The 25,460-nt window shown below is 47.3% G+C and carries 22 protein-coding genes; 15 read left to right on the forward strand and 7 right to left on the reverse strand.

Translation table 11 applies throughout. The annotated features are described in order from the left end of the window. Position 1: 1 nt before the first annotated feature. Positions 2–715, reverse strand: a complete 714-nt coding sequence (locus ACYVIC_RS15780; RefSeq protein WP_460861508.1) for a hypothetical protein — start codon at positions 713–715, stop codon at positions 2–4. A gap of 165 nt (positions 716–880) precedes the next feature. On the opposite strand from ACYVIC_RS15780, the gene ACYVIC_RS15785 reads away from it, so the two are divergent. From ACYVIC_RS15785 to ACYVIC_RS15840, 12 genes are read left to right on the forward strand one after another with little or no spacing between them, the layout of a single operon-like run. Continuing rightward, the gene (locus tag ACYVIC_RS15785; RefSeq protein ID WP_460861510.1) at positions 881–2,314 is read left to right on the forward strand and encodes an oligosaccharide flippase family protein; all 1,434 of its coding nucleotides are present in this window, start codon (positions 881–883) and stop codon (positions 2,312–2,314) included. A 15-nt stretch (positions 2,315–2,329) separates the two neighbouring features. Next, positions 2,330–3,235, forward strand: a complete 906-nt coding sequence (locus tag ACYVIC_RS15790; RefSeq protein ID WP_460861511.1) for a polysaccharide pyruvyl transferase family protein — start codon at positions 2,330–2,332, stop codon at positions 3,233–3,235. 1 nt (position 3,236) lies between these two features. Next, positions 3,237–4,196 carry a glycosyltransferase family 2 protein gene (locus ACYVIC_RS15795; protein WP_460861512.1) on the forward strand — a complete coding sequence of 320 codons (960 nt, stop codon included), beginning with the start codon at positions 3,237–3,239 and terminating at the stop codon, positions 4,194–4,196. Between the two features lie 32 nt (positions 4,197–4,228). Next, complete coding sequence (locus ACYVIC_RS15800) at positions 4,229–5,209, forward strand: glycosyltransferase family 2 protein (RefSeq protein ID WP_460861514.1); 981 nt, start codon at positions 4,229–4,231, stop codon at positions 5,207–5,209. A gap of 49 nt (positions 5,210–5,258) precedes the next feature. Further along, complete coding sequence (locus ACYVIC_RS15805; RefSeq protein WP_460861515.1) at positions 5,259–7,049, forward strand: asparagine synthetase B family protein; 1,791 nt, start codon at positions 5,259–5,261, stop codon at positions 7,047–7,049. Further along, positions 7,042–7,980 carry a polysaccharide deacetylase family protein gene (locus ACYVIC_RS15810; protein WP_460861516.1) on the forward strand — a complete coding sequence of 313 codons (939 nt, stop codon included), beginning with the start codon at positions 7,042–7,044 and terminating at the stop codon, positions 7,978–7,980. The genes ACYVIC_RS15805 and ACYVIC_RS15810 overlap by 8 nt, the downstream gene beginning before the upstream one ends. 16 nt (positions 7,981–7,996) lie before the next feature. After that, positions 7,997–9,133, forward strand: a complete 1,137-nt coding sequence (locus tag ACYVIC_RS15815; RefSeq protein ID WP_460861518.1) for a hypothetical protein — start codon at positions 7,997–7,999, stop codon at positions 9,131–9,133. After that, positions 9,130–10,239 (forward strand): GNAT family N-acetyltransferase, encoded by a 1,110-nt coding sequence (locus ACYVIC_RS15820; RefSeq protein WP_460861519.1) that lies wholly within the window; start codon positions 9,130–9,132, stop codon positions 10,237–10,239. Before ACYVIC_RS15815 ends, ACYVIC_RS15820 begins: the two co-directional genes overlap by 4 nt. Then, positions 10,232–11,056, forward strand: a complete 825-nt coding sequence (locus ACYVIC_RS15825) for a serine aminopeptidase domain-containing protein (RefSeq protein WP_460861520.1) — start codon at positions 10,232–10,234, stop codon at positions 11,054–11,056. Before ACYVIC_RS15820 ends, ACYVIC_RS15825 begins: the two co-directional genes overlap by 8 nt. Then, positions 11,053–11,907, forward strand: coding sequence for a hydrolase 1, exosortase A system-associated (locus ACYVIC_RS15830; protein WP_460861521.1), 855 nt, complete (start codon positions 11,053–11,055; stop codon positions 11,905–11,907). Before ACYVIC_RS15825 ends, ACYVIC_RS15830 begins: the two co-directional genes overlap by 4 nt. Positions 11,908–11,925: 18 nt before the next feature. Next, positions 11,926–13,236: a hypothetical protein gene (locus ACYVIC_RS15835; RefSeq protein WP_460861523.1), complete on the forward strand. Its 1,311-nt coding sequence runs from the start codon at positions 11,926–11,928 to the stop codon at positions 13,234–13,236. 57 nt (positions 13,237–13,293) lie between these two features. After that, positions 13,294–14,460: a right-handed parallel beta-helix repeat-containing protein gene (locus tag ACYVIC_RS15840; protein WP_460861524.1), complete on the forward strand. Its 1,167-nt coding sequence runs from the start codon at positions 13,294–13,296 to the stop codon at positions 14,458–14,460. A 75-nt stretch (positions 14,461–14,535) separates the two neighbouring features. On the opposite strand, the gene ACYVIC_RS15845 is transcribed toward ACYVIC_RS15840, so the two are convergent. Continuing rightward, positions 14,536–15,780: a pyridoxal-dependent decarboxylase, exosortase A system-associated gene (locus ACYVIC_RS15845; protein ID WP_460861526.1), complete on the reverse strand. Its 1,245-nt coding sequence runs from the start codon at positions 15,778–15,780 to the stop codon at positions 14,536–14,538. Continuing rightward, the gene (locus tag ACYVIC_RS15850; protein WP_460861527.1) at positions 15,777–17,369 is read right to left on the reverse strand and encodes an acyl-CoA ligase (AMP-forming), exosortase A system-associated; all 1,593 of its coding nucleotides are present in this window, start codon (positions 17,367–17,369) and stop codon (positions 15,777–15,779) included. Before ACYVIC_RS15850 ends, ACYVIC_RS15845 begins: the two co-directional genes overlap by 4 nt. Positions 17,370–17,520: 151 nt before the next feature. Between ACYVIC_RS15850 and ACYVIC_RS15855 the strand changes: the two genes are divergently transcribed. Genes ACYVIC_RS15855 through prsT form a run of 3 tightly spaced genes read left to right on the forward strand, consistent with a single transcriptional unit; the run spans position 17,521 to position 21,864 of the window. Next, a complete protein-coding gene (locus ACYVIC_RS15855) occupies positions 17,521–17,763 on the forward strand; it encodes a phosphopantetheine-binding protein (protein ID WP_460861528.1) in 243 nt (80 codons plus the stop codon). 59 nt (positions 17,764–17,822) lie between these two features. Next, positions 17,823–19,067 carry a UDP-N-acetyl-D-mannosamine dehydrogenase gene (gene wecC / locus ACYVIC_RS15860; RefSeq protein ID WP_460861530.1) on the forward strand — a complete coding sequence of 415 codons (1,245 nt, stop codon included), beginning with the start codon at positions 17,823–17,825 and terminating at the stop codon, positions 19,065–19,067. Positions 19,068–19,107: 40 nt separating this feature from the next. Continuing rightward, complete coding sequence (prsT, locus tag ACYVIC_RS15865; protein ID WP_460861532.1) at positions 19,108–21,864, forward strand: XrtA/PEP-CTERM system TPR-repeat protein PrsT; 2,757 nt, start codon at positions 19,108–19,110, stop codon at positions 21,862–21,864. Between the two features lie 157 nt (positions 21,865–22,021). On the opposite strand, the gene ACYVIC_RS15870 is transcribed toward prsT, so the two are convergent. From ACYVIC_RS15870 to ACYVIC_RS15885, 4 genes are all read right to left on the reverse strand, one after another. Beyond that, positions 22,022–22,909, reverse strand: a complete 888-nt coding sequence (locus ACYVIC_RS15870; protein WP_460861534.1) for a PEP-CTERM sorting domain-containing protein — start codon at positions 22,907–22,909, stop codon at positions 22,022–22,024. Between the two features lie 176 nt (positions 22,910–23,085). Then, complete coding sequence (locus tag ACYVIC_RS15875) at positions 23,086–23,937, reverse strand: ThiF family adenylyltransferase (protein WP_460861536.1); 852 nt, start codon at positions 23,935–23,937, stop codon at positions 23,086–23,088. 66 nt (positions 23,938–24,003) lie between these two features. Further along, complete coding sequence (locus ACYVIC_RS15880; protein ID WP_460861537.1) at positions 24,004–24,798, reverse strand: PEP-CTERM/exosortase system-associated acyltransferase; 795 nt, start codon at positions 24,796–24,798, stop codon at positions 24,004–24,006. Between the two features lie 112 nt (positions 24,799–24,910). Further along, complete coding sequence (locus tag ACYVIC_RS15885; RefSeq protein ID WP_460861538.1) at positions 24,911–25,414, reverse strand: GNAT family N-acetyltransferase; 504 nt, start codon at positions 25,412–25,414, stop codon at positions 24,911–24,913. Between the last annotated feature and the right edge of the window lie 46 nt (positions 25,415–25,460).

The following is a 25,460-nucleotide window of genomic DNA, read 5'->3' on the forward strand; positions in this document are numbered from 1 at the left end:
GTTACCAGCTATAACCTTTCGCCGCCAGGCGCTGGCGTAGTGCCGGCGCAGGGTAATTTAACAGATAGGCTTTTTGCGCATAAGGCACAGCGTCTTGCAACTGCCCCGCCTCCATTAAATACCAGCCTAAAAAGTAATTCAGCTCGGCAGATTCATTTAACAGTAAATCTGGCGCCTGCTTTAACACGCTAATGGCTTGTTCAAGCTGTTTTTCCTGTTTCAGGTAATAAGCCAATGCAGTGTATGGTAACGAGTTTGCCGGATGAGTGCCGGCTAAGCGTTGTAATACAGCAAATGCTTCCTGCTTTTTATTACTCAGATAAAGTGCTTTGGCATAATTGACATGTATTTCAGGATACCAGTGGTGCTGAGGCTTTATTTTGTTGTAGGTAAAATGTATTTCAGATACCGCCTGCTTTAGGTTTCCCTCCCTTTGCTGACCAAAGGTACTTGCAGCTCGTTGCAGCCAAATAACACCGGCGCAATAGTGCCAGGCACCACCAGCCTCTTCGCCAAATCGACTAGCGTCTTGAAACTGTTGCGGGCTAAAACCTTGATAATAACCAGAGCTACGCCCTGAACCGCTTGCAGCATATGCTTTTTTACAACGCGCATCCCAGCTTTTAAACTCTGTCTCAGACAGCGTAAAATCAAAAGCATACCCCACCATAGGTAGAGCAAAAATAACCGTAATAAGGAAATATTTCACCTTCATGCTAACCATCCCTGATAACCTTGCTGCCTGTTTGCTACAGCATTATAGTAGCGAAAAAAACCACTAAAGCCACTATAAGTTTGCAACCGGCTTTCACTTTGCCTAATCTGGCGTTACTATGTTGCGTCGTCGATTAGTAGCGGCGAAATACTTCAAGAGGATTGCATGGATAGCATATCCAAACGCGCACGTACGGCGTTCAGGTGGACATTAAGCTTACGGTTGCTGTCACAGTTGTTTACCTGGCTGGCATCACTCTTTGTTATTCGTTTACTCACCCCTGCCGATTACGGCATAGTTGCTATTGCAGAAATGGTACTAATGCTGGCGTTGCAATTTGCCAGCGCCGGGCTGGGCGACGTACTAATACGCCAAAAGCAACTTGATGACAATTACATCCGCAAGATCCTGAACTTACTGCTATTGCTCAACGGCGCTATTGCCGTATTGCAAGTGAGTTTTGCCGCCAGCATCGCCCAGTTTTACCAACAGCCAGCGCTAGAGTATGTATTGTACCTCACCGCAACGGTGTTTCTGGTTATGCCCTGGATCACGGTTTCATCTAACCTGCTGGCCAGAGAGATGAATTTTAAAAGTCGCTCTAAAATCGACTTTGCCGCCACCTTGAGCAGCAGCGCGCTTGCCTTGCTACTGGCGTTTTATGGTTTTGGTTTTTGGTCACTGATAGTGGCCAATGTGGTCGTTATTTTTATCCGTGCTGTGGGTTATAACATCACTTTACGTCGCTTCTACCTGCCACGTTTTGACTTCAGCGATATGCTGCCAGCATTAAAGTTTGGCCTGACACTGATGGCTACCGGCGCACTGTTTACGCTGTTTATGAAAGTTGATATTTTAATTGCCGCCAAATTTATTGATACAAATCAATTAGGATACTATGCCGTAGCCATGCATCTGGCGTTAATGCCAATGACAAAGGCCATGCCATTGATCAACGAAGTGGCTTATCCGATGTATGCGGCCATAAGTAATGATAAAGAAAAGTACCAGCAAATATTTAGCTATATGCTGCGTATTATCACACTGTTTTGCTTTCCGCTATTTTACGGCTTTGCCGCCACCGCAGATGAATTGGTGCAATTGGTATTGGGCACACACTGGCGTAATGCGGTATTGCCGCTGCAGTTGATATTGCTGACCATACCGCTGCGCATTATTTCAAATCTGTTTACACCCTTGTTAAAGGCACTAGGCTTTCCTGGCACGGGGTTAATTCATATTTGCTTTTCGTTACTGCTAACAGTAATCGCTGTTTCAGTGACTGCAAGGTACGGCATAAATGCATTAGCCGCAGCCTGGTTGGTTATCACCCCGCTCTTTTTTCTGTTTGCCATCTACCTTTGCACATCTCGTGCTGGTATCAGCACTAAAGCTATTATTATGGCAGTCTGGCCGCCATTACTGTTATCATCAGGCATGGTGTGTTTATTGTTCGGTATGCAACAAACGGTATTGTCAGAACTGGTGTTATTACCCCGGCTGATAATCATGATATTGATAGGTGCCTTGTTCTACGTCGTGGCGTTACGCCTGTTTTTTAGATCACGTTTTGATGAAGCACTGAAGTTCAGGATTTAACACAAGGATGTTATTTTGCGGTTATATTATTTCAAAGACAGAGAAGGCAACTTCGGCGACGACCTGAACCCCTGGTTGTGGCAGCAATTGTTTCCCGATTTCTTTAATGCCGACGATGAAGCGCTGTTTGTCGGCGTGGGCACTTTGCTAAATCACCGTATTCCCGCCGCACCTTCAGTAACGGTATTTGGTTCTGGCCATGGTTATGGCCAGTTGCCAAACGTAAACAGCAACTGGACGTTTTACGCCGTGCGCGGGCCGTTAACGGCCAAAACACTTGGCCTGCCTGCAGAGCTGGCGATAACAGACCCCGCTTCGCTGTCAGCACAGTTTCATAACCAGGCTGTAGTAAAGCAGCACAACATCAGCTTTATGCCACATTGTGAAAGCGCCCGTCTCGGCGACTGGGCCAGAGTTTGTCAGTTGGCGGGTATTCATTACATCGACCCGAGAAAGCCATTTTTGCAGGTTTTCGATGCGATACGCCAGTCACAAGTCTTGCTGACAGAGGCCATGCATGGCGCAATTTTGGCAGATTCATTTCGCGTGCCGTGGGTCCCAGTTAAAGCTTACCCGCATATTTCGGAATACAAGTGGCAAGACTGGTTGCTGTCGGTAAACGTTGAAGCGACTTTTTCACCGCTGGCACCGGTTTGGCGTGGCGATGAGGCTGCCAGCACCAGCGAGAAGTTAAAAAATGGCCTCAAGCGCAGCCTGCTTAACACGCCGCTATGGCGCTCAGATTGGGGGCCACCACCACCACTTAAATCAACTGCGCAGCATCTTGACGCTGTTGCCCAAGCCTTGGTTAATATTGCCCGCCAGGCGCCGGTGCAACTGAGTAAGGACAGCGTGTTTAATGACAACACCGAGCGCTTGCAGCAAACCGCGCAGCAATTCAGGCGGGACTTTGGTATTTGATATGGACCAGCCGTTAGTTAGCGTTATCATTCCCTGCTATAACAACGCCGAACATATAACCGCCGCTGTTGACAGCGTGCTGGCGCAAGACTATGCCAACATTGAGATTATTGTAATCAACGATGGCTCAACTGATAACAGTATTGAGGTTTTGCAGCAGTATGGCGATAAAATAACACTGCTCACGCAAGAAAACCAAGGGCCTGCGGTAGCCCGAAATAGCGGCATAGCGGCCGCGCGCGGTGACTTTATCGCTTTTCTCGATGGTGACGATATCTGGTTACCCGGCAAAATAACTGCGCAAATAAATTACCTGAACAATAACCCGCAAACCGGCTTGTGTTTCACCAGTTGGTTAGTGTGGGATCAAACACAACCGCTGGCCGGGCTGTTAGCACAGCAGCCCAAAACAGCAGATCTGCCAGAATTGGTTGCAGACAGATCGGGCTGGCTATACACAAAGTTACTCGAAGTATCAGCTGTATGTACCATTACGGTAATGCTGCGCGCTGAAATAGTCAGGGCAGTAGGTTTTTTTAATAAAGACTATGCGATAGGTGAAGATCACGACTACTGGATCCGGGTTTCCCGCCACTGTCAGATTGATAAACTCAGCGCCGTCTATGCGGTGTACCGGCAAAACCCCCATAGCACGACCAAAAAATTGCATCTGCAAAACTACAGCTTGCAAGTGTTGCAGTCTGCCCTGGCTAACTACGGCCGCAGCTGCCCTTCCGGTAAGCAGGTGCCCCAATCTGAGATAAACCGCTTCTTAGGCGAGCGGCATTTTGCCTATGGTTACAACGCCATGCTAAAAGGCTCCCGCATCAAAGCCTTTGAATCATTTAAGGCCTGTATCCCGTTAAAATATCGTCTGCTTAAAACTACTGTATTTTGTCTGATCTGTGCAAATAGCTGGCTGTATCAGCTGTTTTACCGCAGTGCCGCTAAGGAAAGTTAAACCGCCATGGCCATCTTTGGAAAACCACAGCCGTGACTGAAAAAATGGCACCTTTGGTTAGTGTGATTATCCCCTGCTACAACAATGCAGCTATGTTGTCATCGGCAATAACCAGTGTATTAACACAAGATTATGCCAATATCGAAGTGATTGTTATTGATGACGGTTCAACCGACGATAGCATCAGTGTTTTAAGCCAATTCGGCGATAAAATCACGCTTATTCAGCAGACAAACCAAGGCCCCGCAGCCGCCAGAAATGCCGGGCTGCAAGCCGCTGCCGGCGAGTATATAGCATTTAATGACAGCGACGATCTGTGGTTACCCGGCAAGCTAACCGAACAGGTGAGCTACCTGCAACAGCACCCGAATGTGGGCCTGTGTTACTGCGGCTGGACGGAATGGGACGGCACTACCGCGCTGGCCAACGTAACAGCAAACCTGGTAGACGTCGCCCCCGTTATTGCGCCCAAACAGCCTGGCAGCGAAGGCTGGTTATATTTGGATCTGCTAAAAGAATCGGTTATTCATACTATTACGGCAGTGCTGCGCCGGGAAGTAATTGACAACGTGGGCATGTTTAACACTGACTACCGTATTGGCGAAGATCACGACTTTTGGCTTAGAGTGTCGCAGAAGTACCGCATTGCTAAGCTTAACCGGGTATATGCTTTGTACCGCAATAATCCGGCAAGCATAACGAAAAAAGTACAGGACAAAAATTACAGTTTACTGGTACTTGAGTCTGCCGTGGCACACTATGGCATTGCCAGCCCTTGCGGAGAAAAAATAGCGCCAAAAACGCTAAACACCTATCTGGGTGACCGCCACTTTAACTACGGCTACAACGCCATGCTAGGCGGCAAGCCAGACAAAGCCAAAGTGTCGTTTACAGGCTGCATTCGCCACAAATATAAATTACCCAAAGCCATAGCGTTTTGGTTAATATGTAGCATAGCGCCGCTTTATAATATGTTTTTACAGCGAAAGTTTAAGCAAAAGGCAGACCGGTAAAGTTGGCTGGCTTAATAGCCATGATGTTAAACAAATAAGGGATTTACTTATGTGGTGTCATAATGGAATAAACACCCCGGCGGCAGGTGAGCAGTACCGGCTGGATCTAAGCAATAGCGCCATTGCAAATAGCGCAGTGCAATTTAGCAGCCACAGCAGTTTAGCCCTGGCAGAGGATGAGCACAGCCTTATCTGCGTAGCTGGGCGCCTTCGGCCTTATAACCAGGATTATCTGACAACCAATTCGGCAGAGTGGTTTTTGGCGCTGTATCAGCGCCAACCAGATACCTTCTTGCCACAGATTGCCGGCTTCTTTTTACTGTTTATTCTGGATAAAGCCAGCGGCGGCATTTGTATTATCAATGACCATGTCGGCAGTATGCCTTGCTATATCGACCAGCGCGACAGCACAGTGTTGCGCATCAGCGATAGCATGGCCGCATTGCACACCTCAGCACAAGCTGCAGCGCTTAACCCGCAAGCGGCTTTTAACTATGTGTTTTTTCATTGCATTCCATCGCCACTAAGCATTTATCAGGGCATTAGCAAACTGGAGCCTGGCGTTGTTGCCCAAATTGACAGCAGCGGCCAGCTGCAACAGCGCGGCTATTACCAACCGGCTTTTACACCCTCTAACGACAGCACAGAACAACTAATGCAGCGCTGTCAGGTGCTAATATCAGACGCCGTGCGCCGCAATATGGCCGACGATTGTGCGGCATTCTTAAGCGGTGGCCTGGACAGTTCAACAGTGGCCGGCATGCTGGCCAAACATAGCCAGAGCAGCGGCCAAAGTGCCAAAACCTATTCTATTGGCTTTGAAGCCAAAGGCTATGATGAAACCGAATATGCACTGCTAACGGCCAAACACTTTAACACCCAACACAAGGTTCATTATTTACAACCGGACGAAATCACCCAACATTTTACGACAGTGGCGGGCTACTTTAACGAGCCCTTTGGTAACTCATCGGCGATGGCGGCCTATATATGTGCCAAAACAGCCAAAGCCGACGGTATTAAAGTAATGCTGGCAGGTGATGGCGGCGATGAAATTTTTGCCGGTAACGAGCGCTATGTTAAACAACAGGTATTCGAGCGTTATGGCGCCCTGCCGCGCCCGTTGCAAGCCCTACTTAACCTGAGCCTGGACAACAAGCTGGCCGATAAGCTACCGCTGCTAAAAAAAGCCAGCAGTTATGTGCGTCAGGCCAAAGTACCGCTGCCAGAACGGCTCGACAGCTATAACTTTGTTAATCGCTTTGATATAAAGCAAATGTTCAGCCAACAGCTGCTGCAACAAGTAGACAGCAGCCTGCCGGCGCAGCAAAAGCGCCAGCGCTATGGCGCCTGCTTATCGGGCAATTCAATAGATAAAATGATGTACCTGGACTGGAAGTTTACTCTGGCCGATAACGATTTTGTTAAAGTAAACCAAATGTGCCAGCTGGCTGGTGTTGAGGTGCGTTTTCCTCTTATTGAGAAAGAGCTGGTCGACTTTAGTTGCACCGTACCCGCCAGCGTTAAGGCGCCGGGGCAAAAACTGCGCGACTTTTACAAGAACAGCTTTCGTGGTTTTTTGCCAGACGCCACCTTAAGCAAAAGCAAACACGGTTTTGGTTTGCCGTTTGGTGTGTGGATGAAGCAGAGGCCCGACTTACAACACATTGCGCTTAGCGCGCTTGAACACTTTAAACAGCGGCAAATTTTACAACCGGCTTTTATTGACCAGGCTATAGATACTTACAAGAATGGCCATGCCGGCTATTATGGTGAGTTGGTGTGGATTATTGTCGTGCTGGAGCTATGGTTGCAACAGCATGGAGCCACACATGCTTAGCGCCCTGCTGCATAACGGCTTGCAACTGGCCGGTAAAGTACTTGGCCGCAATAAGCTTAGTATCCTGATATATCATCAGGTGCTGGCAGAGCATGACCCCATGCGGCCAAGCGAGCCGACTGCTGCAGTGTTTGACTGGCAAATGCAGCTGCTGCGCGACCACTTTACCCCGCTATCGCTGGACGCAGCATTACATCACCTTGAGCACAATACCCTGCCGGCCAATGCAGTCTGCGTTACCTTTGATGATGGCTATATTAATAACCTTACCGTTGCAGCGCCAATATTGGCGAAATACGGCATTCCTGCCACCGTTTATGTGGCTACCGGCTTTAGTGCAGGCACGAATATGTGGAACGACAGGCTAATCCATTTATTTGCCACAGCAACTGAGCAATTACAGCTGGGCGATGAGCAAGTGCCGCTGGGCGACTGGCAGGACAGACACAGCAAGGCTCAGCAATGGCTTAAGCAGCTTAAGTATCTGCCTATAGCTCAGCGACTTGAAAAGATTGACCAGTTTTATCAGCAAAATAATGCAGCTGAGCAGGCACCGTTGATGATGACACCGGCGCAGATAAAACAGCTGGCCGAATTGGGTGTAACCATTGGTGCCCATACCGTTAATCACCCAATTTTAAAAGTGATGCCACCACAGCAGCAACAGCAGGAAATTAGCGAGTCCAAACAACAGCTGGAAAGCTGGCTGGGTAAACCAGTACTGCATTTTGCCTACCCTAATGGTGTAGAAGGTGTAGATTTTGATGACACTACAACAAAGCTGGTACAAGAAGCCGGCTTTAGCAGCGCTGTAGTAACAAACTGGGGTATATCAACCCCGCAAACGCCGCAGTTTAAACTAAAGCGCTTTACACCTTGGGATAAAAGCGTAGCGAAGTTTCATTTACGGCTCATAAAACAATTGTCTTAAAAGGAATGTAAGAGCTATGTCACACACCAGTGCTGCGCTAGTAATCGGTTTATGTAGCCATGGTCTTGCTGTTACCAGAGCGCTTGCTGAGCAAGGGGTTACAGTATATGCAGTTGAGCAGAATAAATCCTTGCCAGGTACTTCAACTAATAGCGTTAAGCAGGTTTTTCCGGTAAATAGCTTTGATGCTGCCGATTTAGTGCCAGCGTTACTGCAGATCCGACAACAGTTAAGCCAGTGGGATAAAGTTGTATTAATGCCGACTAATGACAATCATGTCAAAATCGTGGGTGAAGCTATTAAACAACTTGTCCCGCCATATTTATTAAGCTGGTCAGACTGCGCTTCCGATATATTACTGCTGCAGAAAAAGGATTTTTTAGAGCAGGCGTCAAGACGACAACAGGTAAACTATCCCAAAAGCATCGTGTTCTCCAGTTTGGACAACATTGATCAGCTTGTTCAGCAAATGCAGTTTCCGATGATTTTGAAACCTGTAAAACCCATGTCATCTTTCAAAACCATTATTGTCGAATCGCAAACAGACTTAGCATTACAGTTATCAAACTATCAGCATGATCTACCGATTGTTGGCCAGGAGTATATAGCAGGCGCTGATAACACTCTCTTTTTTGCTGAAATGCTGCTTGATAACGGAACTGTGATTCAAAATCTCACAGGCAGAAAAGTTGCATCACACCCTCCAGCAAGAGGACAAGCCACCATTGCCGAAATTTATCCTAATGAACAAGTTGCGGTACTTGCTGAAAAATTCGTTGCACCTTACCAATTATCTGGTCCCGTGGCAGTCGAATTTAAAATGGCGCCAGATGGCAGCTTTTGGCTAATTGAACCTACCGTTGGCAGAACTGAATTTCTAGTAGAGTTAATTATTGCTGCTGGGTATAACCAGCCATACCAAGAGTTTATGGTAGCTTTGGGGCAACGGGTTCCCAATTACGCTGACGTGAAGCAAACAGTTTGGTTTGACTGTGAGCGTGCGCCACTCAACTATTTCAAAACGTGCTGGAAACAAAAAACGTTTAAGCCTTTTGGTAAAACGCCTGCTTTCACTTACTTCTCGCTGACTGATATTAAGCCTTTCATCCTAGCATGCGTCTCACTGCTGAAAAGGATAATCTTCAAACCATGAGTAGCAGTTCATACCATGTAAAAATTTATCCCGCAGAAATGCCGTTGTCAGCTGACTTACAGCAATGGCTTAATAAGCATAATTCCCATGCTATTTTTGCGTCATATGAATGGTTCCATGCCGTAACGTGCTTTAAAAATCAACATGATAGCTGCAGAGATACACAGTTTGAATGGCTGTTTGTTTTCCAAAACGACGCCCCCTGCGTAGCGATGCCTTTAGAGAAAAGTGGTAAAAAACTGAAGTTAATTACAAACTTCTACACCCCATATGCTGACATTTTTTTCGACAGCGCTATGTTAAACCCGCATGAAGCCTGGGAACTATTGTTTGCCCAATTAAACTTTGCATACCCCAACTGGCTTAGTCTTGAGGTTGCGCCCTTGTACTCTGCACAGTTCGATACGCTATTAGCATTACAAACCAGAACGCAGATTTCAGTGTTTAAATATTATTTTTCGGCCAATTACAGCACTCAATACACCAATTTTGAAACTTACTGGAATAGTCGTTCATCCAGGCTACGAAATACGTATTCGCGACGTTTAAAAACATTAGCCAAGCAGAACTATGCTATTGAAATCCATTCCAGCGTCAATGAAGAAATTAAACAGGCTTACTGGCAAATATATAAGCAAAGCTGGAAAGTACAGGAACCGTCTGATGATTTTATTAATTGGTTAATGCACTGGGCCGATCAGCAACAACGATTTAAATTGGGCTTACTGAGCATAAACGGTGTGCCTGCTGCTTTTCAACTATGGTTGTTAGATGGCACAACTGCCTATATTTACAAATTGGCACAGGACAAGCAATTCGACGCGTTCTCGCCTGGCACCATACTTACCAAGTACATGATAGAGCAATTATCCGCTGACAATGCAGTTAACAGTGTCGATTTCCTGCTCGGTGACGACAACTTCAAAGCACTTTGGATGGACAACAAAACCAGTGTTATTGGGGCAGAAATAATTAATTTCTCAACCATCAGCGGAAAATTACTGGTTGCGCTTTACAAGCTAAGAGACTATATCAAACGGACCACAGGCATTAATTTTTCCAGTAATAGGTTTGTAAAGCTGCCACCTGGAGACGTCAATGAGTGAGTCAGGTTTAAATAAAACAAACTTTTACACCATGCCCTCTGGCAAGCTTTTTCTGCGCATAGAGCAATCGCAAGATGCGACTTCGGCAGTTGTTGTCATCCCGCCTTTTGCTGAAGAAATGAATAAAAGCCGGCATTTATTAACGGCGTTAATGCGTCAGCTGGCGGCAAAGGGTTGCAGTTGCTTTATGCTGGACAACTATGGCACCGGTGACAGCGAGGGTGATTTAGACAGCGCGACAACGGCAATCTGGCGGGCTGATTTGCAGCAACTGCTTAGCAAGCTGCGTGATGAGGGGTTTGAGCAGGTTAGCTTTATCGCCGTGCGCTTTGGGGCCTTGCAGCTGTTCGACCTGCTAAACCACAGCAACTTAGCGCTGACAGCAAAACAGCTGGTATTGTGGCAACCGATGTTCGACGTGACTAAGTTCTGGCAACAGTTTGTGCGCATTAAAGTGGCTGAAGCCATGGCCGGCGGCGCCAAAATAAGCCAGAAAGACATAGAGCAACAATTAACTAATGGTGAAACGGTTGAAATAGCCGGTTATCCGATAAGCCCGGCGTTTTACCAAAGCCTGCTGCACATGCACACTACCCTGCCCGCCAGCCTAAACCAGTTTGAGCTTAGCTGGTTTGAAACGTCGCTACTGGATAACATTGCCCTGCCGGTACAAAAACAGTTGCAGCTGTTACAACAAAGCGCTGCGGTAAATTTTGTCCAGCTAAAAGCCGAGTCGTACTGGCAAACCAGTGAATTAGCCAGCGCTGATGAGCTGATAAGCTTAACCGTACAACAACTTAGCGCAGGTACCGCATGAACGAGCGTTACATTAGCCTTGCCAGCGGCACAGCCTCTCTCAGTGCAATTTTACACACACCAACAAACGGCCAGTGCAGCCAGACCGGGGTACTTATTATTGTTGGCGGCCCGCAGTATCGGGTGGGCAGCCATCGGCAGTTTGTTAAACTCAGCCGCGCGCTTGCCGACAACGGCATAGCGTCAATGCGGCTGGATACCAGCGGCATGGGTGACAGCAGCGGTAGCAAAGCAGCATTTTATCAGCAAGATAATGATATTGAAGCGGCTATAACCGCCTTTATGCAACACAACCCGCAGCTGAAAAACCTGGTACTGTGGGGCCTGTGTGATGCCGCCAGTGCCATTTTAATTAAGCTACAAAGCCCTGATCCACGCATCAGCGGTATTATTTTGCTTAACCCCTGGGTGCGCCAGCAACATAGCCACGCCGAGGTTATGCTAAAGCATTACTATTTAAAACGCCTGTTCAGCCGCCAGTTCTGGCAAAAAATGCTCGGCGGTGGCGTGGCCTTGCGCCACAGCGTAAAAGACATTTGGCAGACCTTGCAACAACGCAACGCAAAGCACAGCAGCACTGCGCTGACACCTGAGGCTAACGAGCAAAATTATGTGCAACTGATGTTACAGGGCTGGCAACGCTATCAGGGCAAAACACTACTGATCACCAGTGGTAATGATTTAACCGCACAAGAGTTTCTCACCTTGTGTCAGCAGCACCAGAGTTGGGCGCACTGCTTGTCAACAGCACAGCGGGTGCAGATTAGCGATGCCAACCACACCTTTTCCAGCCAGATATGGCGTGAACAGGTAGAACAGGCTACGCTGGCAATGCTGCAGCAGCTAAATTAGCCACAGAAGGCAGACACTATGGCCAGCAAAAAAGGGCAACAAAAGCAAAGCCGTTTTGCCTATCGCTGGCTGCGTCGGCTTATGGTACTGCTGGCGTTGCTGGCAGGCTTGTGGTGGTTACTTACCACAAGCGGCCAAAGCAGTGCCAGACGCATTAGCAGCAACGATGTAACCACAGCCCGTAACGTGTTAAGCGACACATTGCGCCAGCTGGGTGATGCCGACGACAGGATCGAGCTGCGCTTTGAACAGGCACAGCTCGACGCTTTAATGAATGTCGCCAGTTATACCTTTTCGCCGATGCAATTCAGCGGTGTCATATCAAACTTTGGTGTCGCCCTTCGTAGCGACTGGCAGCTAACCGCAAACCGGATGATCAGTGCTTATTGCCTGCTACTGCCGGGTAACAATGGCTTTGCTATCGACCATTGCAAACTAGGCAAAATAACGCTGCCAGGTGTTATTGCCAATGCCATGCTGTCAGGCACGGTAAAGCTCGCTCTGGCTGCGCCAGCAGACCAGCAGTTGCTGTCATTGTTGCGCAAAGGTCAGCTGGCCCAGGGCAAGCTTTACTTTGTCGATGAAAACGCCAGCGCACTAAAAATACGTTTGAACCCGCAGTTATATAGTGCGCGTAATATTGCCCGCGACCTGCTGCAGGGCGACAACCATTTTGCACCGGACATTGCGCTTTATCTTGCCTACATAAAACGGCTAAGCCAGCAACAGCCGGAAGAACGCCGGCTGGCCTTTTTCAGCCGAGAGCTGTTACTTTTTGCTAAACAACGTGCCGGCACTGCTGCACCGGAGCGGGAGTATCGTCAGGCTCTGTGGGCGCTGGCAGTTGGGTTTGGCAACCATAGCTTTATCCGGTACGCCAATGCAAAGTCTGACATGAGTCAGATCCCTGAACTACCTGAAGCCACCTTGCTGGGGCGGCACGATTTAGCCCTGCACTTTTTGTATTCAGCGGTATTTCAGCAACTGGGCAGTGCTAATATTTCAACTCAGATTGGAAATTTAAAAGAAATTCTTGATGCCGACGATGGCGGCTCCGGCTTTAGTTTTGCAGATTTAGCCGCTGACCGCGCCGGTATTATGTTTGCCGGGCGTTTAGACAGCATTAACAGCGCAAACTTATATCGCTTTGATACCGACGACATGGAGGTTGCCATGATGCCCAGGGTAAACGACCTACCCGAAGGCTTGTCTGAACAGCAGGTTATTGACCAGTTAGGTGGCTATAATGGCAGCGGCTTTAAGGCGCTAGAACAGCAAATTCAGGCTCGGCTGGAGCGATTAAGCCTGTATCAACAGACACTACCCTGATAACCGGCTTTGTCCCCACAGATAATGCCGGCATTTTAACGTGAGGGAACAGCGGCGATGAAAACCTTACTACGGCTACTCGGTTTGAGTTACCTTTGGCTAAGCGCCCTTTTGGCACATGCCGTGCTGCTTTATCTGTTTTGGTTTCAGCCCGCCATGTTGTACCGCGCAATTGAACTAGTGCCCTGGCCGCTTTATCCGGCGCAGCAGTCACCGGCAAGGTCGCCGGACGATATAGCGCAGCAAATCCAAGACGAGTTGTTAAGCGTTATGCCAGTGTGGCAGGCCCGGACGGCAGAACAATTCAGTGGCATATGGCTTGATGGCACTGCCTATCCGACCTTAGCGGCAGCGGTAACACAACTACAAGATGGCAGTCACTTAAAAATTGGCCCGGGCGTTTACCGCGAAGCGCTAAACATCGGCCGGCACAATGTCACCATTGAAGGTATTGGCCATGCGGTACTGGAGCAGGCAACCTCTGATGGCAAAGGTGCCATTGTTGCCCGCGGTGATAACTTAACCATAAAAAACCTTGAGTGTCGCCATATTAAAGTAGCCAGTAAAAATGGCGCCTGCGTGCGTTTAGAGGGGCGCGGCCTGACACTTGAACATGTTTATTTTCATAGCAGTGAAACCGCATTACTGGAAACCGCCAAACAGCATGGTTACATCACTATTCTCGATAGCCGGTTTGAGAACCTGGCCGCCAATGCCCGCGCTCATTCCATTTACCTTAACAGCGCCAGTTTGCACTTTAACAACTCTGTCATTCTGGCTAACCGGCATCAGCATAGCCTTAAATCCAGAGGGCCGCTTACCATTATTGAAAACAGCATTATCGCTGAACTGTCGGCGCCGGGCAGCCGGCTGATAGATATATCCAATGGCGGAGAACTGCTGATCAAGAGCTCATTGTTGCAGCAAGGCCCCAATGCGGTAAATAGTCAGGCTATAGGTTTTGGTTTAGAGGGGATAAAGCATCAGACCAATCAAATCAGCATAACCGACAGCGTAGTATTGCTGGAGCGGGAGCGCAGCAATTTTTTACTGCACAGCGGCTCACATCAGCCTAAACTGACTATTGAAAACAACCTGATAATCGCCGCTGACGACAGTTATCCACATAACCGGCAGTTAAATGACCGCAGAGCTGCCGGCTTAGCCAACTACCCTTCCCTGCCAGCTATTTTGTGCAATTTGCATCGTTGCACGGCACTATAAGCTGTTATAAAAAACTATTGATAACTATGTTTTATCATCAGCCCGCTTGCACCATTAAACCCTGTTCGTTATAAATTAAACCAATATCTCCACCACAGCCGGGTGGCCAAGAAAATCCTGTGGGCTTGCCGTAGGCCCATAGGCGCCAGACTGATACACCACTACCCAATCGCCAACGTCTGCCGCGGGTAAGGTTACTTTGTCTGCCAAAATATCCAGCGGCGTGCATAGCGGACCAACTATCGTTACCTGCTCGGTTACATCGCCGGTTAAACGGTTACCTATTGCCACCGGATAATTTTTGCGGATAACCTGGCCAAAATTGCCCGAATTAGCTAAATGGTGATGCAAACCGCCGTTACAAACTAAATAAGTTGTACCACGCGAGACTTTTTTATCTACTACCTGACAGGCGTAAATGCCCGCTTCAGCCACCAGATAGCGGCCTAACTCAATAACCAGTTCAATATCTTTTAGCGCGCTATCGTACTGTGCCAGCAACTGCTGCAACGACTGCCCCACCGGCGCCAGATCTAAGCGTTTTTCTCCGGCAAAATATGGCACGCCAAAACCGCCGCCCAGGTTAATCAAATCTGGCCGGTACGGGCTGGCCGCAACCAGTTTGGCGGCAAGGGCAAAGGTATGTTGATGCGCTTCTATCAGGGCATCAGGTTTAAGATTTTGTGAGCCACAAAAAATATGAAAACCGCGCAGTTTAACTGCCATGGTGCCAATGTCAGCTAACAGCTCAAATGCCTGTTCTTCATCTATACCAAAGGGCTTGGCGCCACCGGCCATTTTCATGCCTGAGGCTTTAAGTTCAAACGCCGGGTTAATTCGCAGGGCTACCTGAGGTGTAAGCTCAGCGCTAAGGCCAAGCTGAGCAATACGTTTTAGTTCGCCGGCCGACTCAACGTTTAATGTGACGCCAGCGGTAATAGCGCTAAGCAGTTCAGCATCGGTTTTACCCGGCCCGGCAAAGCTGATATCGGTTACCGGCATACCAGCCTGCAGCGCCAGTAACATTTCTTTTTGCGAAGCCACGTCAAAACCATCAACAAGCGGCCGCATATGCTGTAGCACTGGCCAATAAGGGTTAGCTTTGATGGCATAATGCAGTTTTATCCGCGCCGGAATAACGCTGCGAAAACGTTGCACCTGGTTAGTGATTACGCTGCGATCATAGGCATAAAACACGCTTTTACCCAGCATAGCGCTGATCTGATCCAGGCGGTAACCGCCCAGGATGAGCTGGTTATCTCGCAGCTCAAACTGATCCATCAGGTCGTGTACAACTTTTATGTTTTCAACACTGCTCATGCGCGGCTCGCTTGAAAATAGTCTCTATACTGCTCAGACAATAACTTACGGTCAATTTTACCGTTGGCATTTTTCGGTAACATCGGTTGCAGCAATAAGGCTTTGGGCTGCATAAAATTGGGCAGGCTACGCTTTAATTGCAATTGCCAGGCAGCTAAGTCAGGCTCAGTGCCCTCTTTACACGCCAGCAATACCAAAATCGCTTGTTCTAACTCAGGGTGCGGTACCCCTAGCGCGGCAACATCAACCAGATCGGCGCTTAAAGCGTACACCGCTTCTTCTACTTCGGTTGGGCTGACACGGTAACCCGAGGTTTTTATCATTTCATCGCGCCGGCCAATAAAATACAGGTAGCCGTCGTCGTCAAAGCGCACGGTGTCGCCGGAAAACACAGCCAGTTGCGGCAATTGTATGCCTTTGGGCGCAACAGGGTCAGGTTTAAAACGCTCTGCGGTTTTTTCCGGCGCATTCCAATAGCCTAAACTAACCAGGGGGCCGCGGTGCACCAGTTCGCCAGGTTCATTCGGCCCGCACAAACTGCCGTCATCGCGCACCACGACAATCTCCGCATTCGGAATTGCCTTGCCCATAGAGCCTGGCCGCTGCTGAATGTCGGCTGGCGGCAAATAGGTAGAGCGAAACGCCTCTGTTAAACCATACATCAGGTAAGGTTCGGCGTTGTGGAAAATTTGTTGTAGTTGCTGCAATAAAGCTTGCGGCATAGCACCGCCTGAGTTGGTCAGGTAACGCACGCTAGCTGCGCTGCCATCAACCCAGTTAGCTTTGGCCAATTGTGCCCACAACGGCGGTACAGCGGCTATGCCGGTAACGCCATGTTGCTGCACTGCGCGCACCACATCCTGTACTAAAAAGAAGTCCAGCAACACTACGCTGGCGCCGGTCAAAAACGCCGTGGTCAGCTGGCTTAAGCCATAGTCAAAACTCAGTGGTAGTAAAGCCAGCAACACATCATCACAGTTATTACTAAGGTAACTGGAGACGCTTTGCGCCCCTACCAGCATATTACGGTGTGATAACACCACGCCTTTGGGTTTGCCGGTGCTGCCGGAGGTGTAAAGTATCGCCGCCATGTCGGCATCTGTGACATGCGGGTACTGGCGCAATTGCGTGTCAGTATGGCAGTAAAAAGGTTTAAGTTGCAGATGGCCAACACCTGTTGCGTCGCCGTTAGCCGAATCGGTTAACAGAACCGTATGTAGATCGGGGCATAGCTGTAGCTCTTGTTGCAACGCAGATAGCCGCTCGCTACTGGTGATGAGCAAGCGTACATTGCAATCGCGTAAAATATGAGACACCTGTGCAGCTTTTAAAGCCGGATTTACCGGCACAAACACCGCGCCGGCGCAAGACGCGGCAAACAAACTGAACACTGTTTCAAATTGCTTTGGCAGATATACAGCTACGCGCTCAAAACGGCCGATACCGGCTTGCTGTAAACGTATCGCAGCGGCAACAACGCCCTGATACAATTCGGTATAAGTTAATATCTGTTGCTTAAAGTACAACGCAGGACGTGAAGCGTACTGCTGTGCTGACTGACTGATAAGTTCATGAATATTTTTGGTCATAACATCCTTCAGACCTTGCGCTTTTATTCCCTTTGTGTGCAATAATAAAACAGTTTTGCAAAAAAACCGACTGTAATTTGTCGCTTTTTACTAAAGTGGCCGGTCGTGGATGTAAAGCAGGGAATTTAGTTTGTTATTTAAGGAATGCAACATGTCTCACCAGCAGTTACTCGCAGATATACTCCGCAGCGTTTTACAAATAGATAAACATTTTAATGACGATACCTTGTTGCTCGGCGCCATAGCGGAGTTTGATTCTATGGCCGTTATCGCGGTAATTACCGAACTGGAAGATCAACTGGGCATCGTGGTTAACGACGATGAAATCTCTGCTGAAGTATTTGAAAGCTTTGGTCAGTTGCGTAAGTTTATCGAACAAAAGCAAGCCGCCTGATTGTCGATTGTTCCGCTGGCTGCACCAATTAGTTCCGCATTAGCGTTTTAGGAAACAGTATGCACACATTCTCGCGGGTTTCAGTTATCGGTTTAGGTTATATAGGTTTACCCACAGCAGCCGTTATCGCCTCACGTGGTGTTGACGTTTTGGGCGTGGACGTATCTGAGCATGCCGTTAACACCATTAATCAAGGCAAAATTCATATTGTTGAGCCTGATTTAGACATGCTGGTGCAAGCCGCGGTAACCACCGGCAAACTGAAAGCTTCGTTGACACCAGAGCCAGCCGAAGCCTTTATGATAGCTGTACCCACACCGTTTAAAGACAATAAAAGCCCGGACTTAAGTTATATTCGTGCTGCGCTGGAAAACATCGCACCGGTTATCGCTAAGGGAAATTTAATTGTACTGGAGTCAACTTCACCGGTTGGTACTACCGACCAGATTTCAGCCTGGCTGGCCGAGCTACGCCCCGATTTAGTCATGCCACACCAAGACCCGGATAAAGCGGATGTGTATATAGCGCATTGTCCGGAGCGTGTGTTACCCGGCAGGGTGTTGCAAGAGTTGGTCAGCAATGACCGCATTATTGGTGGCATTACAGAGCGCTGCGCGGCACGGGCGGTTGACTTGTATCATTTATTTGTCCGCGGCGAGTGCCTGCTAACCAATGCCCGCACTGCTGAGATGGCCAAACTGACCGAAAACTCGTTTCGCGATGTCAACATCGCGTTTGCCAATGAGCTGTCGATGATTTGTGATCATCTTAAGATCAATGTCTGGGAGCTGATAAAACTGGCCAACCGCCACCCCAGGGTGAATATTTTATCGCCCGGGCCGGGCGTGGGTGGCCACTGCATAGCCGTTGATCCCTGGTTTATTGTTGACTCTGCACCAGAGCAGGCACAAATCATTCGTAAGGCTCGCGAAATAAACGACAGTAAACCACACTATGTAGCAGACAAAATTAAGCAGGCTGCCGATCAGTTTAAAAAACCGGTTATTGCCTGCTTAGGTCTGGCATTCAAGGCCGATATTGATGACTTACGGGAAAGCCCGGCACTGGATATTGCCATGTCACTGATAAGCGACAACGTTGGTGAAATATTGCTGGTCGAGCCCAATATCAGGCAGCTGCCAGCTAAATATGCCATGCATAATGACAAGCTGACACCGCTGCCACAAGCGTTAGAGCGTGCCAATGTGCTGGTAGTGCTGGTTGACCATAAGCAATTTAAAACCTTGCACCCGGCTGACGTTGCGACCAAGGTTGTAATAGATACCAGAGGCATCTTCGGCTAAATAAACCAAGCTTATATTTCCATTACAGGGAGCGTATAACATGAGTAAAAAAACTCTTTTAGCCAGTGCTTTGTCACTGGCTTTACTTACTGGCTGCGGTACTAAAGATGCCGCCAGCCACTATACCGACGCATTAAATTATATTAATCAGCAACAGTACGATGCAGCTGTTATTGAGTTAAAGTCAGCAATACAACAAACCCCTGACAATAGTGAATATCGCTATACCCTGGGTACTTTGTATTTACAAATTGGCGATGTACATTCAGCTGAAAAAGAATTGCAACGTGCCTTTGCTGGCGGCAAAGCCTTGCTTGATGTGGGCTTGCCGTTAATTCGGGCGACCTATCTGGCCGCTAACTATGCCGGTGTTCTAGCACTGTATCAGGACACCGCGCTACCACCTGAAATAAAAGACTACGTTACTTTATACAAAGCCATGGCCGAGCTGGAGCTGGGTTCCGTAGATGAGGCATTAAACCTGTTTTCAAGCGTGGCCGATAGCGAGAAAACGGGTGTTGCAGCCTATGCACAAGCAAACTTGCTGATCCCACAGAGCAAGTATCAGGATGCTTTTGACTTATTAGCATCGCTAGCGCAGGACCACCCACATCAACAGGAAACGCTATACCTCAAAGCAAATTTGTTAATTGCCCTGTCTGAAGATCAAGCAGCCTATACCGAACTAAAAAATTACATAAAATTGCAGCCCAGACAATTTAAAGCCCGTCTGCAAGCGGCACAAGTTGCCATAAAACTGGAAAAATACAACGACGCAAAAGAGCAGTTAAAAATAATCTTTGCCGTCTCCCCTGATCAACCGCTGGCAAATTATCTGGCTGCAATTGCAGCAATGCACGAAGAAGATTACACAGCTGCTAAAGAATACGTAGAAAAGGCGTTATCTAAAGGCTACAGAACAACCCAGGCCAGAATACTGGCTGCTGTTGCCTCTATCAAATTAGGTTTAGAGAGCCAGGCGCTGCATCATTTAAGCACTATTGAGCAACATCTGGATGCATTTCCACAATTGCAGCGTATTTATATAGCCATGCAGCTTAAAGAAAACAAAACCGACAGCGCCAAACAAGAACTGTTGAACATGCAAATGACTGACGAAGATATCCGTCTGGTCGCTGGCACTGCACTTAATTTGGTCCAACAAGGCAACAATACCGCAGCACGTGAACTTATTGCCAAATACGAAAGCAGTATGTCAGATGCACCACAAAGCCTCAGTGCGGTGGGGCAGCTTAAAATGTCTATCCCAGGTGAAGAACTGGCCGCAATAAGAGATCTTGAGCAAGCATTGTTACTGGCACCCGGCATGCATCAAACGCGGTTGGTATTGGTTGCCAGTTATCTGAAGAACAGCCAGTTTAGCCAAGCTGAAAAGCTTGCCGACACTTGGCTTGCTGATGCAGAAACAGCAAATTTAGGTTACAACGTAAAGGCCTATAGCAGCTTACTGCAACAAAACATTAATGACGCGCAGCAATGGTTAAGCAAAGCCGCTGAATTTAGTGACGACAACCCGCTAACATTAATGCTGCAGGCTGCGATTGCTAAACAGCAAAATAATACGCAACTTGCAACCAGTCTTACCAACACCATATTACAAAAAGCCCCTGACTACATTCCTGCTATACGCCTGGCATATATGCTGGCAAAAGAAGAAAACAACACTGCAGCTGTCATTGCTGCGACAAAAAAAACTGAACAGGCTAATCCAGGCAACTATATGTTGCGCCTTACGCTTGCCAAAATGCTGAGCGCTGAATCTCAGTTTAGCGAAGTCAGTAAGTTGTTAGAGCAACAGCCGCCCCGGTTAAGCGACAGGCAACCAGAACACTGGGTTCTGCTGATTGACTCAGCACTTAAGCAAGATAAACCTAAAGATGCCTTACGCCTGAGCCAGGGCTGGTTTGAGCAGCAACCTAATGCTATCCAGCCGGGGTTAACTTACGCAAATTTACTGCTAAGAGAAAAATTACCCCAGGATGCGCTACGTACCTTAAACCTGCTAAAAAACAACCACAGCGGCCATGTTCAGCTTACGCTGTTAACCGCTGCAGCACTTGAAACGCTTAAACAATATGACGCAGCATTAACCGAACTAAACAGCCTGCCAGCAAATGTCGCCGATACAGCCCTGACATTGGCGCTTAAAGGTCGGTTGTTATTGTTGTTAAACAAACCTGCGCCAGCACTTGAAACCTTGCTTGCCAGCTACGACAAAGAACCGGACAATACAACAGCTACACTTGTTGCTGATTTATATGCCAAAGAATACTCGTTGCGCAGAGGTGTTGAGTTTATAGAGCAGCATATCGCCAACACTGAGCCATCAGAAATGTTGATGTCGTACTATGCCAATTTGTTAATCTCATCAGATCCGCAAAAATCGCAGGACATTTATGCCTCATTGTTAAACACTTATGCTGAAAACTTCATACTGTTGAATAACTATGCCTGGCTGCTGCTACAAAATAAAAATTACGCTGAAGCCTTAACGTACGCCGAAAAGGCTATTGCTCTGGCACCAGATAACCCCGATGTTCTTGACACCTATGGCGCAGCACTGTTGCGCACCAACAACACCGCAGAGGCCATAACACAACTGGAAAAAGCCTATAAACTAAAGCCAGACAGCATCGACATTAAGCTGATATATGCCGAAGCCCTGCTAACAGCAAACCGCAGCGATGAGGCCAGAGTGATTCTAGACACGGTTAACAGCACAGACCGAGAAGTAAAACGTAAACTTGAAGCGCTGCAGCAACAAGCTAGCAATTAAGGTTATCGTGTAAAGCACGGTAAGCGGATAGTGGTTATCCGCTTTATGCTTTTTGCATTATTACAACACGATACACTGAGTTGCAGACATAAAAAAAGCCGGATAAACCGGCTTTTTTATTTGCAGCTTTACCAGATGGTAAAGCGCAACAGTTATATTATGCAGCTTTAGCCGTACGCTTACGCGAGCTAAAACCTAAACCTAATAAACCCAAGCCTAATACAGCTAAAGAAGCTGGCTCTGGCACTGCGAAGATGCCGGTAGCATTAAAGTCATTAGTACGAACTAGTGTTTCACAAGCTGCATCAACACAGTCTGGTGTTGCGTTAGGCCGGCTAGGATCGTCCAAATTAAAGTCAAGACGGAACGCAATAACCGGTGGTGGCGCTAACTGGCTTAACTCGTAAAAAGTTTTGCCTTTTTCAGTATCGTAAAAAAAGTTTTCCACCAGGGTGCTGCCACCGCCGTACCAGCCGTAATCTACTTCCATAAAAAATATTACGTTAGGGGTAAACGGTATCAATTGAGCATAATTTAATGTTAATTCTAAAACCTGTTGACCATTATTTGTATTACCAGGGTTTGATATGTCGTGGTAAAACATTTTGATAATGCCGGCAGTATAGGTAGGGATAATACCGTCGCCAAAATCGATCTGGCCATTATTGTCAGCATCGACTGTGCCATCGGCAGCGAAAGGCGGTAAACCATCTACCAGAGTCGCATTACCGGAAAACTCGTATTCAAAAGTAATACGCCAGTCGGAATTATAATTGGTTGAATCAGTACCAAAAATAGGCACTAATTCACCAAAAGAGCCAGTACCAGCATCATTAAAAGTTAATGCCTGGCCAATTAAATCATCAGCTTCTGTTACGACACCTGCACCAAGTGAATGGGTGTAAACTGAAGTAACGCCTATATTACTGGCACCTAGTGCTTCAAACGCTGCTGTAGTGCCGTAGTCGCTTGTTATTGAAATTGGCCCGGCCTGTGCGGCACAAGCAGAGCCAAGTAACGCTGCTGCTAAAATATGCTTTTTCATGGTAACTCCTTGTTAAACTCTGTAGTCATATACAACCATCATAACTAAGCAAAGAGCGTACCAAGTATAAAAAAAACTTTATTATCAATACGTTATTTAAATATTGTTATGCCCCACTTGCTAAGATGAAAAAAAAGCTGACACCCATACCGGCCCAATAACGAGAACAAAAGCGCTTAACTTTTCACCAGTTTTTTTGCAATACGAAACATGATTCTTGCTGTCAAGCCACGATTACCAAATGGCCGCCAGGTTTTAACCAATTTATTGCGATAGGCGTCAAAATGCAGGCCATAAGGCGCACACAGTATGTCACCTCGTTGCAGTATGATTTTTAACACATAGGTACCCGCAATACCGGCGCACAACTTAACAGCCATAGGCGTTGACGGGCCACGTTTCTCGGCAAAACTGACCCGGCTGGGATCAACCAGATATTGTCTTTGTAACATTGCAGGCGATAAGCCAATTAAAAATTGTACTAACTGGTCCGCCTCACTTTTACCTTCAAAGCAAAAATACTGCTCGAAGCTCATTTTGCCGGGCATAAAACATAAAAATGCGCAGCCCATCCCCAAAGGGGCAGCCGTAACGACAGGAATATTTTTTTCGTAGCATTTTTGAAACACCAGCTTTCTGGCCGACAACGCAAAAAAATCCAGGCTGTCTACATAAACATCTACACCGTCGAGAAACTGATCAATATTGCCGGCATTTATGCCTTGTTCAAATAACTCAATATTGCTTTGAGGATTGATATCTTTGGCAATTCGCTCCATCACTGATATTTTGTCCTGGCCAATGGTTGACATAAAAGCGCCGGCCTGACGATTAAAATTGTGCAGCTCAAACTGGTCGAAATCAGCAAGTTTAAAATTGCTAATACCAAGCCGGCTTAGTGTTACAACATGTTCAGAACCGACACCGCCTGCGCCGGCAATCGCCACACAACAGGTTTTAAGTGTTTGCTGCTCAGCTTCAGTAACCCAACCAATATTCCGTGAAAACGCTGTAGTATAGTTAAACATGACTTGTCCCTGCTGATCATGTAGACGAAAGCATTACATTGGTTAATCAATCCGTTGTTTAAGTTGTCAGGACTGACTTGCGCCAAAAATTTCTTTTTCAACCATGTTGAGTAAATTCAAATACAAAGGTTTAAGTGTTTGTTTTAATTCGCGGGAATCAACATAGTAGGCAGCTCGCTTGCCATGAAACTCTATGGTATCGCCCACCTGTTTAAATTTAATGCCGACAAAAGACATACTGCGCGCCAGCAGTGGTTCCATCATAACAAAGGCATGATAGCGGCGCGTTCTGTAGGACATAGCGGCAGCAGAAAGGTATAAGCAAATGGGAATATACGGAAAGCAACGGAACTCATGTGACGAAAATGTTTTTTCATTTAACACACCAGTAGCCGCGCCTTCATACTGGTCTATTTCTCTTTTACGAAAACTCGAGGGTACAGCCAGGCGCGAAATTTCGCAGATTTCGTGTCTTTCAAAGCGGGATGGCGCCAATTTAGGGTTATCAAGTGCTGCCGCACAATATTGTTCCAGCGGCAACAGTTCATCATTTGAAGTGGAGGTAATTAACCTTACTGTGCCGGCCAGGCGCTGTGATTGCAAATGCCGGATAACGCAATGTAGTGCTCGCTCATCAAAAGCATCTTTTTCTATTTTGTCTTCGTTAGTCTGTTCAAAATGCAGCTCTTCGCAATAAATCTGATGGCGTAACTGGTACACCTCGGTCTTTAATTGCGGAGTATCGGCTAACTGTGGCTGTAAAAAATGAGAAAAATGCTCAGAAATATGCACGGATTCTATTGCAGCATCACGCGGACTGTCAGCGTCGTCTTGCTTGTTATCTGATTTAAATTGCATCATACAAAATCCGTCTTATTAAAATTCGTCAAAGCCCAGTTGCAGGCTTTAAGCTTAGCCCTAGTTGTTGCATCTGCCAGCATTTTTCGCCATCACCACCACGGTCAAATGCATATTATCCTGCCTGGGTAGAATATTGCTGCGCAAGGTTATGCAAATTATCTCCGGTAACCCGGTTAATGCGCCAATCATGTAACATGATTGCGCCCTGCGCCTGATAAAAATCTATCGCACTTTGATTCCAGTCTAATACTGACCACTCTAGCCGACCGCAATCGCGCTCTATTGCAAGCTTGGCCAGATAACTTAGCAGCACCTTACCTACGCCTTTACCACGATATTGTGGCAGTACGAATAAATCTTCCAGATAAATACCCGGCTTGGCTAAAAAGGTAGAGTAATTATGAAAAAACAGGGCAAAACCTGCCGCTTGTTGCTGGTATTCAGCAATAACCACTTCGGCATAGGGTTTAGCACCGAACAACGTAGCACGTAATTTTTCTTCTGTTGCCACCACCTGATCGGCCAGTTTTTCATACTCGGCCAGGCCGTTAATAAAGTTCAGTATTGTTGGAATATCCTGCTCTGTAGCTAACCGCAGCTGGATTTGTTCAGACATAAAGGCTCCATAATAAAAAAACGCTGCCCGGCAATATGCCCGGCAG

The sequence above is a fragment of the Rheinheimera gaetbuli genome, from assembly GCF_054781935.1.